Source organism: Serratia sp. GW822-FHT06D09 (assembly GCF_058799515.1).
In genome coordinates, this window is the sequence record NZ_JBXALO010000010.1 from 81762 (window position 1) to 95997 (window position 14236).

11 protein-coding genes and 2 tRNA genes are annotated in these 14236 nt (G+C 54.8%); all 13 read right to left on the bottom strand.

Annotated elements, in window-relative coordinates; all coding sequences use genetic code 11:
* Positions 1-30 precede the first annotated feature (30 nt).
* The 13 genes from pnp to ftsH all read right to left on the bottom strand — a co-directional run bounded on the left by pnp (position 31) and on the right by ftsH (position 14223).
* The gene (gene pnp, locus AC1RKG_RS20790) at positions 31-2148 is read right to left on the bottom strand and encodes a polyribonucleotide nucleotidyltransferase (protein WP_020824956.1); all 2118 of its coding nucleotides are present in this window, start codon (positions 2146-2148) and stop codon (positions 31-33) included.
* A gap of 255 nt (positions 2149-2403) precedes the next feature.
* The gene (gene rpsO, locus AC1RKG_RS20795; protein ID WP_012004950.1) at positions 2404-2673 is read right to left on the bottom strand and encodes a 30S ribosomal protein S15; all 270 of its coding nucleotides are present in this window, start codon (positions 2671-2673) and stop codon (positions 2404-2406) included.
* A gap of 123 nt (positions 2674-2796) precedes the next feature.
* Positions 2797-3741 carry a tRNA pseudouridine(55) synthase TruB gene (truB, locus tag AC1RKG_RS20800; RefSeq protein ID WP_020824955.1) on the bottom strand — a complete coding sequence of 315 codons (945 nt, stop codon included), beginning with the start codon at positions 3739-3741 and terminating at the stop codon, positions 2797-2799.
* Positions 3741-4151: a 30S ribosome-binding factor RbfA gene (gene rbfA, locus AC1RKG_RS20805; protein ID WP_020824954.1), complete on the bottom strand. Its 411-nt coding sequence runs from the start codon at positions 4149-4151 to the stop codon at positions 3741-3743. The genes truB and rbfA overlap by 1 nt, the downstream gene beginning before the upstream one ends.
* A gap of 68 nt (positions 4152-4219) precedes the next feature.
* Positions 4220-6907, bottom strand: a complete 2688-nt coding sequence (gene infB / locus AC1RKG_RS20810; protein WP_020824953.1) for a translation initiation factor IF-2 — start codon at positions 6905-6907, stop codon at positions 4220-4222.
* A gap of 24 nt (positions 6908-6931) precedes the next feature.
* Entirely contained in the window at positions 6932-8440 is a 1509-nt protein-coding gene (nusA, locus tag AC1RKG_RS20815; protein WP_004952855.1) for a transcription termination factor NusA, read from the bottom strand.
* A 21-nt stretch (positions 8441-8461) separates the two neighbouring features.
* On the bottom strand, positions 8462-8914 hold the full coding sequence (rimP, locus tag AC1RKG_RS20820; protein WP_071827073.1) for a ribosome maturation factor RimP: 453 nt from the start codon (positions 8912-8914) through the stop codon (positions 8462-8464).
* 217 nt (positions 8915-9131) lie between these two features.
* A tRNA-Met gene (locus AC1RKG_RS20825) sits at positions 9132-9208 on the bottom strand.
* Between the two features lie 60 nt (positions 9209-9268).
* A tRNA-Leu gene (locus AC1RKG_RS20830) sits at positions 9269-9355 on the bottom strand.
* Positions 9356-9432: 77 nt separating this feature from the next.
* Positions 9433-9768, bottom strand: coding sequence for a preprotein translocase subunit SecG (secG, locus tag AC1RKG_RS20835; protein WP_020824951.1), 336 nt, complete (start codon positions 9766-9768; stop codon positions 9433-9435).
* Between the two features lie 252 nt (positions 9769-10020).
* The gene (gene glmM / locus AC1RKG_RS20840) at positions 10021-11358 is read right to left on the bottom strand and encodes a phosphoglucosamine mutase (RefSeq protein WP_020824950.1); all 1338 of its coding nucleotides are present in this window, start codon (positions 11356-11358) and stop codon (positions 10021-10023) included.
* A gap of 7 nt (positions 11359-11365) precedes the next feature.
* Positions 11366-12199 (bottom strand): dihydropteroate synthase, encoded by an 834-nt coding sequence (gene folP, locus AC1RKG_RS20845; protein ID WP_020824949.1) that lies wholly within the window; start codon positions 12197-12199, stop codon positions 11366-11368.
* A gap of 92 nt (positions 12200-12291) precedes the next feature.
* Positions 12292-14223 carry an ATP-dependent zinc metalloprotease FtsH gene (ftsH, locus tag AC1RKG_RS20850; RefSeq protein WP_041414147.1) on the bottom strand — a complete coding sequence of 644 codons (1932 nt, stop codon included), beginning with the start codon at positions 14221-14223 and terminating at the stop codon, positions 12292-12294.
* Between the last annotated feature and the right edge of the window lie 13 nt (positions 14224-14236).

Below are 14236 nucleotides of genomic sequence, written 5' to 3' on the forward strand. Positions count from 1 at the left end.
TGGCCGGGAGCTGTAAATCTATCTATACAGTTATTCTGCTTCAGGCGCAGGTGAACCTGCTTCTGGTGCGGTCGCTTCTTTGATGCTCAGACGCACGCGGCCCTGACGGTCAACTTCCAGTACCTTAACCGGTACTTCCTGACCCATCTGCAGATAGTCGGTCACTTTCTCAACGCGCTTGTCTGCGATTTGAGAGATGTGCACCAGACCTTCTTTACCACCACCGATCGCCACGAATGCGCCGAAATCAACGATACGGGTAACTTTACCCTGGTAAATACGGCCCACTTCGATCTCGGCAGTGATCTCTTCGATGCGGCGAATAGCGAATTTCGCTTTCTCACCGTCGGTAGCAGCGATTTTCACTGTACCATCATCTTCGATTTCGATGGTAGTGCCGGTCTCTTCGGTCAACGCACGGATGACAGAGCCGCCTTTACCAATCACGTCTTTGATCTTGTCCGGGTTGATTCGGATAGTGTGAATACGTGGTGCAAACTGAGAGATATCGCCACGCGGAGTGCTGATAGCCTGTTCCATCACACCCAGGATGTGCAGACGCGCGCCCTTGGCCTGGTTCAGTGCAACCTGCATGATTTCGCGGGTGATGCCTTCAATTTTAATGTCCATCTGCAGCGCGGTAATACCGTCACGGCTACCCGCCACTTTGAAGTCCATGTCGCCCAGGTGATCTTCGTCACCCAGAATGTCGGACAGAACCACAAAGTTGTCTTGTTCTTTCACCAGGCCCATTGCGATACCCGCAACGGCGGCTTTGATTGGCACACCAGCGTCCATCAGCGCCAGAGAAGCGCCACAGACTGAAGCCATGGAAGAAGAACCGTTAGATTCGGTGATTTCGGAAACCACACGCACCGTGTACGGGAAATCTTCTGCTTTAGGCATCATAGCCAATACGCCGCGTTTCGCCAGGCGACCGTGACCAATTTCACGACGTTTAGGCGAACCTACCATCCCCGTCTCACCAACGGAGTACGGAGGGAAGTTGTAGTGGAACAGGAAGCTGTCGGTCTTCTCGCCCATCAGCTCATCCAGGTTCTGCGCATCACGTGCGGTACCCAGAGTTGCAGTAACCAGAGCCTGAGTTTCACCACGGGTGAACAGTGCGGAACCGTGGGTACGCGGCAGTACGCCGGTGCGCACGTCCAGGCCACGGATCATGTCTTTTTCACGGCCGTCGATACGCGGCTCGCCACGCAGCACGCGGCTACGAACGACGTTTTTCTCAACGCTGCCCAGGATGTCCTGAATTTCAGACGCGTCCAGGGTTTCGTCCTGCGCCAGCAGGGTTTCAACAACGCTGTTCTTGATCGCATCTACCTGAGCGTAACGCTCTTGTTTTTCGGTGATGTGATAAGCGTCGCCCAGGCGGCCTTCTGCCAGTTCTGCAACGCGCGCGTGCAGCGCTTCGTTGACTGCAGGTGCCTGCCAATCCCACTTAGGCTTGCCGGCTTCGGCAACCAGGGAATTGATGTTCTCGATAACGATCTGCTGTTGCTCGTGGCCAAAGACCACCGCGCCCAGCATTTGATCTTCGCTCAGAACGTCAGCTTCGGATTCAACCATCAGCACTGCGCCTGCGGTACCGGCAACCACCAAGTCCAGGCTGCTTTCTTTCAGCTCGTCAGTCGTTGGGTTCAGCACGTACTGGCTGTTGATGTAACCCACGCGAGCAGCACCGATTGGGCCATTGAACGGAATACCGGACAGGCTCAGGGCTGCAGAGGCACCGATCATCGCAACGATGTCCGGGTTAACCTGCGGGTTTACGGAAACCACGGTCGCGATCACCTGAACTTCGTTCAGGAAGCTGTCCGGGAACAGTGGACGGATCGGACGGTCAATCAGACGGGAAGTCAGAGTTTCGCCTTCGCTCGGACGGCCTTCACGACGGAAGAAGCTGCCCGGGATACGACCAGCAGCGTAGGTACGCTCCTGATAGTTAACGGTCAGTGGGAAGAAGCTCTGGCCTGGTTTGGCTTTTTTCTGGCCAACTACGGTAACGAATACGGCGGTGTCATCCATGCTCACCATCACGGCGGCGGTGGCTTGACGAGCCATCATACCGGTCTCAATAGTGACGGTATGCTGGCCATACTGGAATTTGCGAATGATCGGTGTCAGCAAAATTATATCCTTAGATTAGGCGCGCAATCGTATTGACGACTCGACACGCCATTGGCTCGATTTGCCTTCTCACTACATCCTCGCGACTAATGACAATCCTTATCTCAAGCCTGAGACAAAGCCTCTCATTAGCCGCGCGAACCTCTGTAATGGAAGATCCTGTTTGGAAACATCAGTAATACATTAACCTGATTTGCTTATGCTTCCTAGAAGAAAGGGGCCCAAATAGGCCCCTTTCCACTGAAACTCGCTAGATTAGCGACGCAGACCCAGACGCTCGATCAGGCTGGTGTAACGTGCTACATCTTTACGCTTCAGGTAGTCCAGCAGCTTACGACGCTGAGAAACCATACGCAGCAGACCACGACGGCTGTGGTGATCTTTTTTGTGCTCTGAGAAGTGGCCTTGCAGATGGTTGATCTGCGCAGTCAACAGGGCAACCTGAACTTCGGAAGAACCGCTGTCGTTAGTACCACGACCGAAATCAGCTACGATTTTAGCTTTAGCTTCAACACTTAGAGACATTGTAATACTCCAGATTATAGATAATAAATACAGGCGCCGATCTCTAATTCAGCAACCCAATGCATAAGCTGCGCCATTCTACCCTTAGCGCAGTGCGATCGCAAGGCAGTGCGTTTTCTGCCCTCAGTCGAAATATTCGACGACCAGGCGGCGCGGCGCCACACGACCGTCATCGGCGATATCACCCACGCCGATAAATTTACGCTCTTCACCTTCGGTGATACGTACCATGCCCGAGGCCGGCGCACCGGCAACCTGTACGGGCTGCCCCTGCTTAACGTATCCCGCGACTACCGGCAGCAAATTCACTTCCGGGTAGTTCTCCACCGGGCTGTCCATCGGCATCAGCAGAGGATCGAGCAGCTCGCCTGGCGCGACTTCCTGTGCCTGTGCCTGCTCCAGCAATTCGTTCAGCTGTTCCAGCGTGACCATCCTTTCGATCGGATAGGTCGCCACCTGCAGACGACGCAGGTAGATCACGTGTGCTCCACACCCCAGCAGCTCACCGAGGTCGTCGGTAATGGTGCGGATGTAGGTGCCTTTCGAACAGTGAATTTCCAGCTCCAGTTCGTCCCCTTCCCAGCGGATAAACTGCAGATCGTAAACGGTGATGCTGCGTGCTTCGCGCGGAACTTCGATACCTTGACGAGCATACTCATAGAGTTTCTTGCCCTGGTACTTCAGCGCCGAATACATCGAAGGCACCTGCTTGATATCGCCGCGGAAGCTGTCCAGCGCCGCATCGAGCTGCGCCTGGGTGAAGTTCACCGGACGTTCCTGCACAATCTGGCCGTCGGCGTCCGAAGTATCGGTGCGCTGACCCAGTCGAGCAATAACGCGATAGCGTTTGTCGGAGTCGAGCAGGAACTGTGAGAACTTGGTCGCCTCACCGAGGCAAATCGGCAGCATGCCGGTCGCCAGCGGGTCGAGCGCGCCGGTGTGTCCCGCGCGGTTGGCGTTATAGAGGCGTTTTACTTTTTGCAGGGCGTCGTTAGACGACAGGCCCTGCGGTTTGTCCAGCAACAGGACGCCGTGGATATCACGGCCGCGGCGACGAGGGCGACTCATTAAGCCTCCTCGTCATCGCCTGATGCGGAACGGCGTTCGGCGTCGTTCTTCACTACGTTGGTCACCAGGTTGGACATGCGCATGCCTTCAACCAGAGAGTTGTCGTAAGCGAAGGTCAGCTCAGGCACTACACGCAGACGCATGGCTTTGCCCAGCAATGTGCGGATGTAGCCCGAAGCGTCTTGCAGCGCTTTGATACCGTTTGGCACCAGTTCCGGATCCGGGTTTTCGGTCAACACGTTCAGGAAGGTGACATAAACTTTGGCATAGGCCAAATCGCGAGAAACTTCTACACCAGAAACGGTAGCCATGCCGATACGCGGATCTTTGACTTCACGCTGCAGAATGATAGCAATCTCTTTTTGCATCTCTTGTGCCACGCGCTGACCGCGGCTGAATTCTTTTGCCATTATGGATTCTCCAGACAAATCGGGGGGCACAAGGCCCCCCAGAAAAGACTTAAGCAGATGTGCTAGCGTTAAGCGATGGTACGTTGGATCTCGATGATTTCGAAGACTTCGATCATGTCGCCGACGCGCACGTCGTTGTAGTTCTTAACGCCGATACCACATTCCATGCCGTTACGGACTTCGTTAACGTCATCTTTGAAGCGACGCAGGGATTCCAGCTCGCCTTCATAGATAACCACGTTGTCGCGCAGAACGCGGATTGGGTTGTGACGCTTGATGTTACCTTCGGTAACCATACAACCGGCAATAGCACCGAATTTAGGTGATTTGAACACGTCACGCACTTCGGCCAGACCGATGATCTGCTGCTTGTACTCAGGCGCCAACATACCGCTCATCGCCTGCTTCACTTCGTCGATCAGGTTATAGATCACGGAGTAGTAACGCAGATCCAGGCTTTCTGCTTCAATCACGCGGCGCGCGGAAGCGTCGGCACGGACGTTGAAGCCCAGGATGATGGCGTTGGAAGCGGCTGCCAGCGTTGCGTCGGTTTCAGTGATACCACCTACGCCAGAACCAACAATCTTCACTTTCACTTCGTCGGTAGAGAGTTTCAACAGTGAATCCATGATGGCTTCACAAGAACCCTGTACGTCGGATTTCAATACGATGTTCAGCTCAGAAACTTCACCGTCGGTCATGTTCGCAAACATGTTTTCCAGTTTGGATTTCTGCTGACGCGCCAGTTTAACTTCGCGGAACTTGCCTTGACGGTACAGCGCAACTTCACGCGCTTTCTTCTCGTCACGTACAACGGTCGCTTCATCACCGGCGGCAGGAACGCTGGACAGGCCCAGGATCTCAACCGGAATAGAAGGACCCGCAGAGGTCACTTCGCGACCCAGTTCGTCACGCATCGCACGCACGCGGCCGTATTCGAAGCCACACAGAACGATATCGCCTTTGTTCAGCGTACCTTCCTGTACCAACACGGTAGCAACCGGACCACGACCTTTATCCAGGAAGGATTCGATAACTACGCCGCTGGCCATGCCGCTGCGTACTGCTTTCAGTTCGAGAACTTCGGACTGCAGCAGGATAGCGTTCAGCAGTTCGTCGATACCGGTACCGGCTTTCGCAGATACGTGAACGAACTGAGCTTCGCCGCCCCACTCTTCCGGCATAACGCCGTACTGGGACAGTTCTTGCTTAACGCGATCCGGATCGGCTTCCGGCTTGTCAATTTTGTTCACTGCAACCACCAACGGTACCTGCGCTGCTTTCGCATGCTGGATAGCTTCGATGGTTTGCGGCATTACGCCGTCGTCGGCAGCAACAACCAGAACAACGATGTCAGTCGCCTGAGCACCACGGGCACGCATTGAAGTAAAGGCTGCGTGGCCTGGGGTATCCAGGAAGGTGATCATGCCGTTGTCGGTTTCTACGTGGTAAGCACCGATATGCTGGGTAATACCGCCGGCCTCGCCTGCTGCCACCTTGGTGGAGCGGATGTAGTCCAGCAAAGAAGTTTTACCGTGGTCGACGTGGCCCATGATGGTCACAACTGGCGCACGTGGCTCAGCCGCTGCACCGGTATCACGATCGCTCATCAGCGCTTCTTCCAGCTCGTTCTCACGACGCAGGATAACTTTGTGGCCCATCTCTTCGGCAACCAGCTGCGCGGTTTCCTGATCGATGACCTGGTTGATGGTGGCCATTGCGCCCAGCTTCATCATCGCTTTGATGACCTGAGAGCCTTTAACCGCCATTTTGTTAGCCAGTTCGGCTACGGTGATGGTCTCGCCGATAATAACGTCGCGGTTAACCACCTGAGCCGGCTTGTTGAAGCCTTGCTGCAGAGTGCTTGGCTTACGTTTGCCTTTACCGCCACGGGTAACGGCGCGCGCTTCTTCACGGTCTGCTTTAGACTCGGAAAGCTTGTTGCCTTTCTTCTGCTTGGTCGCTTTACCGCCACGGGTGCGGCTGCGGCGTTCGCCTTCAACTTTAGCGTCGTTTTCGTCTTCAGCGGCACGGGCGTGCTGAGAGGTAGTCACGTGGTAATCGGCTGTTTCAACCGCAGCGCTTGCTGCTTCAGCTTCGGCCCACTTCTCACCGTTCTCTTCTGCCATGCGGCGAGCTTCTTCCGCTACGCGTTTGGCGTCTTCTTCGACCTTACGGCGTACTTCCTCTTCCGCTTTACGTTTCAGTTCAGCGGCTTCGGCTTCACGGCGTGCTTTTTCTGCCTGAGCTGGCTTGGTCATTTCGTCGGTATGTTGATTCGTCACTTTTTCTTTTTCCGCTGAATTACGCTTAGCAATCTCCGCGGCCTCACGTTTGGCTTGCTCTTCGGCTGCGCGCTTCGCTTCTGCTTCGCGTTTCGCTAGCTCTTCCGCTTCGCGCTGTGCCTGCTCTTCCGCTTCACGCTGTGCCTGCTCTGCCGCTTCAGCCTGTTGGGCTTCTGGCGTATCGCGATTTACATAAGTGCGTTTCTTGCGGACCTCAATTTGCACCGATTTACTTTTACCGCCGGTGCTCGGAATATTCAAGGTGCTGCGCGTTTTGCGCTGCAACGTGAGCTTACCAGGCGCGCTACCGTGTTCACGGTTCAGGTGCGCCAGTAAGGCTTCTTTCTCATGTTGGGTTACAGAGTCTGTCTCAGACTTGTTAATCCCTGCATCAGCAAACTGCTGTACCAGGCGATCAACTGGAGTCTGAATCTCTGCTGCCAGCGATTTTACGGTTACATCTGTCGTCATGCTGTTCCTTCCTGCTACAGTTTATTACGCGTTGTCGCCAAACCAACAGATATTACGTGCGGCCATAATCAGCTCGCCGGCTTGCTCATCGCTAAGCCCTTCAATATCAGCCAGATCGTCAACACCCTGCTCGGCAAGATCTTCCAGCGTACAAACCCCACGCGCGGCCAGTTTAAAGGCCATGCTGCGCTCAAGACCCGGAAGGTTGAGCAAATCGTCAGCAGGTTTTTGGTCGCCCAGGCTTTCTTCTTGGGCCAGGGCCAGCGTGGTCAATGCAGCTTTGGCGCGATCGCGCAACGCTTCAACCATATCTTCATCCAGACCGTCGATTTCCAGCAGCTCTTTGATCGGCACGTAAGCCAATTCTTCCAGCGTAGAGAAGCCTTCTTCAACCAGTACGGTGGCGAAATCTTCGTCGATATCAAGATACTTGGTGAAGGTATCAATGGCGGCATGAGCTTCGGCCTGGTGCTTGGCCTGCAGATCGTCCGCCGTCATCACGTTCAGTTCCCAACGGTCGTCGTCACGGTGTTGTTTTAACAGCTGGGATGCCAAACGCACGTTTTGGCCATTACGGCCGATCGCCTGTGCCAGATTGCTGGCTTCAACGGCGATATCCATAGTGCAATTATCTTCATCAACCACGATCGAGGCAACGTCTGCCGGCGCCATGGCGTTGATGACGAACTGCGCAGGGTTATCATCCCACAGGATGATGTCGATACGTTCACCGCCGAGCTCGCTCGAAACGGCCTGAACGCGCGCACCGCGCATACCTACGCAAGCGCCGACCGGGTCGATGCGTTTGTCGTTGGTTTTCACTGCAATTTTCGCACGGGAGCCTGGATCGCGGGCTGCCGCTTTAATTTCAATCACTTCTTCGCCGATTTCCGGTACTTCGATGCGGAACAGTTCTTTCAGCATCTCGGCGCTGGAGCGGCTGACGAACAGCTGGGCACCACGGGCTTCGGGACGAACGGCGTACAGGATGCCGCGGATGCGGTCGCCTGGACGGAAGTTTTCGCGCGGCAGCATGTCTTCACGGCCAATTACCGCTTCGGCGTTGCTGCCCAGATCCAGCGCAATGCTGTCACGGTTAACTTTCTTCACCACGCCGGTGACGATTTCACCTTCGTGCTGACGGAAAGCATCAACGACCATAGCGCGCTCGGCTTCACGTACTTTCTGTACGATAACCTGCTTCGCGGTTTGAGTGGTGATACGGTCGAAGGTCACAGATTCAATCTGATCTTCGATGTAACCGCCCAGCTCGATGCCTGGCTCTTCATACTGCGCAGCTTCCAGCGTGATTTCACGCGTTGGCTGAGTCACTTCATCTACGGCGACCCAACGGCGGAAGGTATCGAAATCGCCAGTTTTGCGGTCAATGCTGACGCGAACTTCGATTTCCTGCTCGTATTTTTTCTTGGTGGCGGTGGCTAATGCGGTTTCCAGCGCTTCGAAAATCTTCTCACGCGGAAGGGATTTTTCATTGGAAACAGCTTCAACAACAGCCAGAATCTCTTTATTCATCCTAGTTGCCTCATCCAAACTTTAAAAGTGGGGTACCAGGTTCGCTTTCTGGATATTGCTCAGCGCGAACACTTCATCTTTCCCTTCCACAGTAACCGTGATCATCTCGCCATCGACAGACTTGATAATGCCCTGCCATTTGCGACGGTTCTGTACGGCCATGCGCAGGACCAAGCTGACTTCATCACCGAGGAAACGAGTATAGTGTTCGGCGGTGAACATCGGGCGATCAAGGCCAGGAGAGGAGACTTCCAAGTTGTAAGCGACTGTGATTGGCTCTTCGACGTCCAATACAGCGCTGACCTGGTGGCTGACATCAGCGCAATCGTCAACATTGATGCCGTTTTCACTGTCAATATAGATACGGAGCGTCGATTGGCGCGCACGAATAAATTCGATGCCTACAAGTTCAAAGCCCAACGCTTCTACCGGTGCCGAAAGCATCTCTGTTAATTTTTGCTCTAATGTGGACAAGCCCACCCCCAAGACATAAAAAAAGGGCCTAATAGCCCAGTGATTCTGTTGCCAAATAACAAAAAACCCCGAAAATTCGGGGCTTTATGCAACTGGACCCTGTTTGCCGCTAAGCGGCTTCGGTGCAACTTTCTAACAAGTGTCATTTTCAAATGTTGATCGAGAAAAGCGGAATTCAATCGAAAAGTGTATTTGAAAATAAACACTTAAAGGAAAGTGGTTGCGGGGGCCGGATTTGAACCGACGACCTTCGGGTTATGAGCCCGACGAGCTACCAGGCTGCTCCACCCCGCGTCCGAAAACGTGGCAAATATTACGCCGATAATCGCAAAATTGCAAGTTATCTCTGGGATTTGGTACCGAGGATGGGACTCGAACCCACAAGCCCGTTAGGGCACTACCACCTCAAGGTAGCGTGTCTACCAATTCCACCACCTCGGTACTGATTCTTACTGCTAACGGCCGTTATTTTAATGAGGTAATAACAACCGTTTTCAAACTCTGTTACTGCGTGCTGCTTACTGCGGGATATCGCTGCTCGGCTTGGTTGGTGCTGCCGGCGCGGTAGTCTGCTCAGACTTCACTGGCTGACCCAGGTTTTCCCACTCGCTGCCTTTCTTGCTCTGGTTGGTGCTCAGGTTGCCCAGGATCAGACTGATGACGAAGAACAGCGTCGCCAGCACAGCCGTCATGCGGGTCATGAAGTTACCGGAACCGCTCGAACCGAACAATGTGCCAGAAGCACCTGCTCCGAATGAGGCTCCCATATCAGCGCCTTTACCTTGCTGCAGCATAATCAGAGCAACCAGCCCGATTGAGATCAGCAGGAAAATTACCAGAAGAGCTTCGTACATAGTTGTACCCGTATCCTTGCGGCTTCACCGCGTGCCAAATGCTTCACACCCCAAAGGCTTCTAATTCTATTAAGAAGTCGCAGGCGTTATATCAAACTGCCCACTGAAGCGGGTGTGAATACTAACCAAAGGCGCCAAACCACGCAAGGGCAATTTGCAGCCACCGGCGCGTTTGCGGAAAAAAACGCCAATAAAATTCGCAGGCTGTGATTTCCGAGGGCAGCGGTTGCCCCCGGACCGATCAAAAAAGCGTTACCCCGCAGATTTCACCGCGTCGGCAATGCGATGTGCCAATGCCGTCACTTGCTGCTCGTCCTCGCCTTCCACCATCACGCGGATCAGCGGTTCGGTACCGGATTTACGTAGCAGCACGCGGCCGCGGCCGGCCAGTTCAGCCTCGACCTGCTCGGTGATTTTACGCACCTCTTCCGATTCCAGCGGGTTGTGCTCGCCGACAAAACGCACGTTGACCAGGATCTGCGGCAGTAATTTCATGCCGCTGCACAGGTCGTGCAGGCTCATGTTGTTGCGGACCATCGCAGTCAGTACCTGCAGACCGGCAACGATGCCGTCACCGGTGGTAGTTTTATCCAGCAGGATTACATGGCCGGAGTTCTCCGCACCAATGCGCCATCCCAGTTCCTGCAGCTTCTCCAGTACATAGCGATCGCCGACTTTGGCGCGAGCGAAGGGAATGCCCAGTTGCTTAAGTGCCAGTTCGAGCCCCATGTTGCTCATCAGCGTGCCTACCGCGCCACCGCGCAGTTGGCCCTGACGCAACCCTTCACGGGCAATGATGTAAAGGATCTGGTCGCCGTCGACCTTGTGGCCAAGGTGATCAACCATCATCACCCGGTCACCGTCACCGTCAAATGCCAGACCGACGTGCGCTTTCTCCTGCAGCACGCGCTCTTGCAGTTGGCGAACGTCTGTTGCACCGCATTTTTCATTGATGTTCATGCCGTCCGGTTCAACGCCGATGGCAATCACCGTGGCACCCAGTTCACGCAGCACGCTCGGCGCAATGTGATAGGTCGCGCCGTTGGCGCAGTCCACCACGATTTTCAGGCCTTTCAGGCTCAGTTCGCTCGGGAAGGTGCCTTTACAGAATTCGATGTAACGGCCGGCGGCATCGATGATCCGGCTCGCTTTACCCAGTTCGGAAGATTCTACGCAGGTCAGCGGTTTTTCCATTTCAGCTTCAATGGCTTCTTCCACATGATCCGGCAGCTTCGCGCCATCAATGGAGAAGAATTTAATGCCGTTGTCGTAAAACGGGTTATGAGAAGCGGAGATCACAATACCGGCTTCCGCACGGAAGGTACGCGTCAAATAGGCTACCGCCGGCGTCGGCATTGGCCCCGTGAAGGAAGCAGACAGCCCCGCTGCGGCAAGACCGGCTTCCAATGCCGACTCAAGCATGTAACCTGAGATACGGGTGTCTTTGCCGATAATAATTTTACGAGAACCGTGGCGTGCCAGCACCTTGCCCGCCGCCCAGCCCAGTTTCAGAACGAAATCAGGGGTAATAGGACTCTCACCGACCTTGCCACGAATGCCGTCGGTACCAAAATATTTGCGCTCGCTCATGTCTCTATCATCCCTTAGCTGAAATGGTTGCCTCGACGACACGCATCGCCTCGACGGTTTCTTTAACGTCATGCACTCTGACAATCTGCGCTCCCTGCATGGCGGCGATAACCGCGCAGGCTACGCTGCCGATAACCCGCTGATCAGGGGGGACATTCAGCAGTTGCCCAATCATCGACTTACGCGACATTCCCACCAAAAGCGGCAGGCCGAAGTGATGAAACTCAGACAATCTGGCCAGAAGCTGATAATTGTGCGCTAAATTCTTACCGAAACCGAACCCGGGGTCGAGCAGCAATTTCTGATTTGTAATACCGGCGGCATTACAGCGTTCTATATGATGCTGAAAAAAAGCGTTCACATCGCCAATCAGATCGTCGTAGTGCGGTGCCTGCTGCATGGTTCGTGGCTCACCCTGCATGTGCATCAGGCACACTGGCAACCCGCTTTCCGCCGCAGCGGCCAATGCGCCCGGCTCCTGCAATGAGCGAACGTCGTTGATCAGGTGCGCACCGGCCTGAGCCGACTCGCGGATCACCCCCGCTTTCGAAGTATCTACCGAGATAAAAACTTCAAAACGCCGGGCAATGGCTTCAACGACGGGGACTACGCGCGCGATTTCTTCGTCTTCGCTGACCTCAGCCGCTCCCGGTCTTGTCGACTCGCCGCCCACATCAATCATGGTCGCACCGGCCGAAATCAGCGCATGCGCGTGCAGCAAAGCCTGATTAAGCTGGTTGTGCTGGCCGCCGTCAGAAAAAGAATCCGGGGTCACGTTGAGGATCCCCATCACCCGCGGATGGGAAAGATCGAGAGTCATGTCTCGCACGGTTAACTGCATTGCTAATCCACCTTACTGTTGCCTGGTTCACTGCCCGCCGGGCAATAAAAAACCCCGGCATGCCGGGGTTCGATGTTATTACACAGCCAAAGTTACTTGTCTAGCTGTTCAGACATGGTATTGCCTGGGTTTGGTGTGCGCGGTTCATCAACCGGCGTCGGGGCTTTTGGTGTGCCACCGTTGTCGGAATTGCTGCCCTTGCCCACATCGTCCCAACCCGCTGGCGGACGCACGTCTTTACGGTTCATCAGATCGTCAATCTGCGGCGCGTCGATGGTTTCGTACTTCATCAGGGCGTCCTTCATTGAATGCAGGATGTCCATGTTTTCCATCAACAGCGAACGCGCTCGCACATAGTTACGTTCAATCAGGGATTTAACTTCCTGGTCGATAATGCGCGCGGTTTCGTCCGACATGTGCTTCGCCTTGGCCACTGAACGGCCCAGGAACACTTCGCCCTCTTCTTCCGCATACAGCAATGGCCCCAGCTTCTCGGAGAAGCCCCATTGGGTCACCATGTTGCGTGCAATCGAGGTCGCCACTTTAATGTCGTTCGAGGCACCGGTAGAGACTTTTTCCGGTCCGTAAATGATCTCTTCAGCCAGACGACCGCCGTACAGAGTAGAGATTTGGCTTTCCAGCTTCTGACGGCTGGCGCTGATCGCATCCCCTTCCGGCAGGAAGAAGGTCACACCCAACGCACGGCCACGAGGAATAATCGTGACCTTATGCACCGGATCGTGCTCAGGAACCAGGCGACCAATAATGGCGTGGCCAGCTTCGTGATACGCGGTCGACTCTTTCTGCGCTTCGGTCATCACCATGGAGCGACGTTCTGCACCCATCATGATCTTGTCTTTGGCTTTTTCGAACTCCACCATCGACACAACACGTTTGTTTCCACGTGCGGCAAACAGCGCAGCTTCGTTGACCAGGTTGGCCAGGTCAGCACCGGAGAAGCCAGGCGTACCACGAGCCAGTACAGAAGCATCAACATCGGGTGCCAGTGGCACGCGGCGTGAATGCACTTTCAGGATCTGCTCACGGCCACGCACGTCCGGCAAGCCCACCACAACCTGGCGGTCGAAACGGCCTGGACGCAGCAACGCCGGGTCAAGCACGTCTGGACGGTTGGTCGCAGCGATAACGATGATACCTTCGTTGCCTTCAAAGCCGTCCATCTCAACCAGCATCTGGTTCAGCGTCTGCTCACGTTCGTCATGACCGCCGCCCAGGCCGGCACCACGCTGGCGACCGACGGCATCGATTTCATCGATAAAGATGATGCACGGTGCCGCTTTCTTCGCCTGCTCGAACATGTCACGCACACGGGAAGCACCGACACCCACAAACATTTCCACGAAGTCAGAACCGGAAATGGTGAAGAACGGCACTTTCGCCTCACCGGCGATCGCTTTCGCCAGCAGGGTTTTACCTGTCCCCGGCGGGCCAACCATCAGCACGCCTTTCGGGATCTTGCCGCCCAGCTTCTGGAAACGGCTCGGCTCGCGCAGGTATTCCACCAGTTCGCTTACTTCGTCTTTCGCTTCGTCACAGCCGGCAACGTCAGCAAAAGTGGTTTTGATCTGGTCTTCCGTCAGCATGCGGGCCTTGCTCTTGCCGAAGGACATCGCGCCCTTGCCGCCGCCGCCCTGCATTTGACGCATGAAGAAGATCCAGACCCCGATCAGCAACAGCATCGGGAACCATGAAATAAAGATAGAAGCCAGCAAACTCGGCTCTTCAGGCGGTTCACCAACCACTTTCACATTCTTGGTCAACAACGTATCCAGCAACTTAGGATCGTTGACAGGGATGTAGGTCGTGTATTTGTTACTGTCTTTCTTGGTAACGTTAATTTCACGTCCATTGATTCGCGCTTCGCGAACCTGATCTTGGGTCAGTTCGGACATGAAGGTAGAGTAATCCACCCTACGGCCATTCGACTCGCTGGGCCCAAAGCTCTGGAATACAGACATCAACACTACCGCGATGACTAACCAGAGAATTAGGTTTTTCGCCATGTCACTCAAGGGA

What these genes read in the sequence shown, in the direction of transcription:
- rpsO (WP_012004950.1), bottom strand. Translation starts at nt 2,673, where the DNA reads ATGTCTCTAAGTGTTGAAGCTAAAGCTAAAATCGTAGCTGATTTCGGT.
- truB (WP_020824955.1), bottom strand. Translation starts at nt 3,741, where the DNA reads ATGAGTCGCCCTCGTCGCCGCGGCCGTGATATCCACGGCGTCCTGTTG.
- rbfA (WP_020824954.1), bottom strand. Translation starts at nt 4,151, where the DNA reads ATGGCAAAAGAATTCAGCCGCGGTCAGCGCGTGGCACAAGAGATGCAA.
- infB (WP_020824953.1), bottom strand. Translation starts at nt 6,907, where the DNA reads ATGACGACAGATGTAACCGTAAAATCGCTGGCAGCAGAGATTCAGACT.
- nusA (WP_004952855.1), bottom strand. Translation starts at nt 8,440, where the DNA reads ATGAATAAAGAGATTCTGGCTGTTGTTGAAGCTGTTTCCAATGAAAAA.
- secG (WP_020824951.1), bottom strand. Translation starts at nt 9,768, where the DNA reads ATGTACGAAGCTCTTCTGGTAATTTTCCTGCTGATCTCAATCGGGCTG.
- glmM (WP_020824950.1), bottom strand. Translation starts at nt 11,358, where the DNA reads ATGAGCGAGCGCAAATATTTTGGTACCGACGGCATTCGTGGCAAGGTC.
- folP (WP_020824949.1), bottom strand. Translation starts at nt 12,199, where the DNA reads ATGCAGTTAACCGTGCGAGACATGACTCTCGATCTTTCCCATCCGCGG.
- ftsH (WP_041414147.1), bottom strand. Translation starts at nt 14,223, where the DNA reads ATGGCGAAAAACCTAATTCTCTGGTTAGTCATCGCGGTAGTGTTGATG.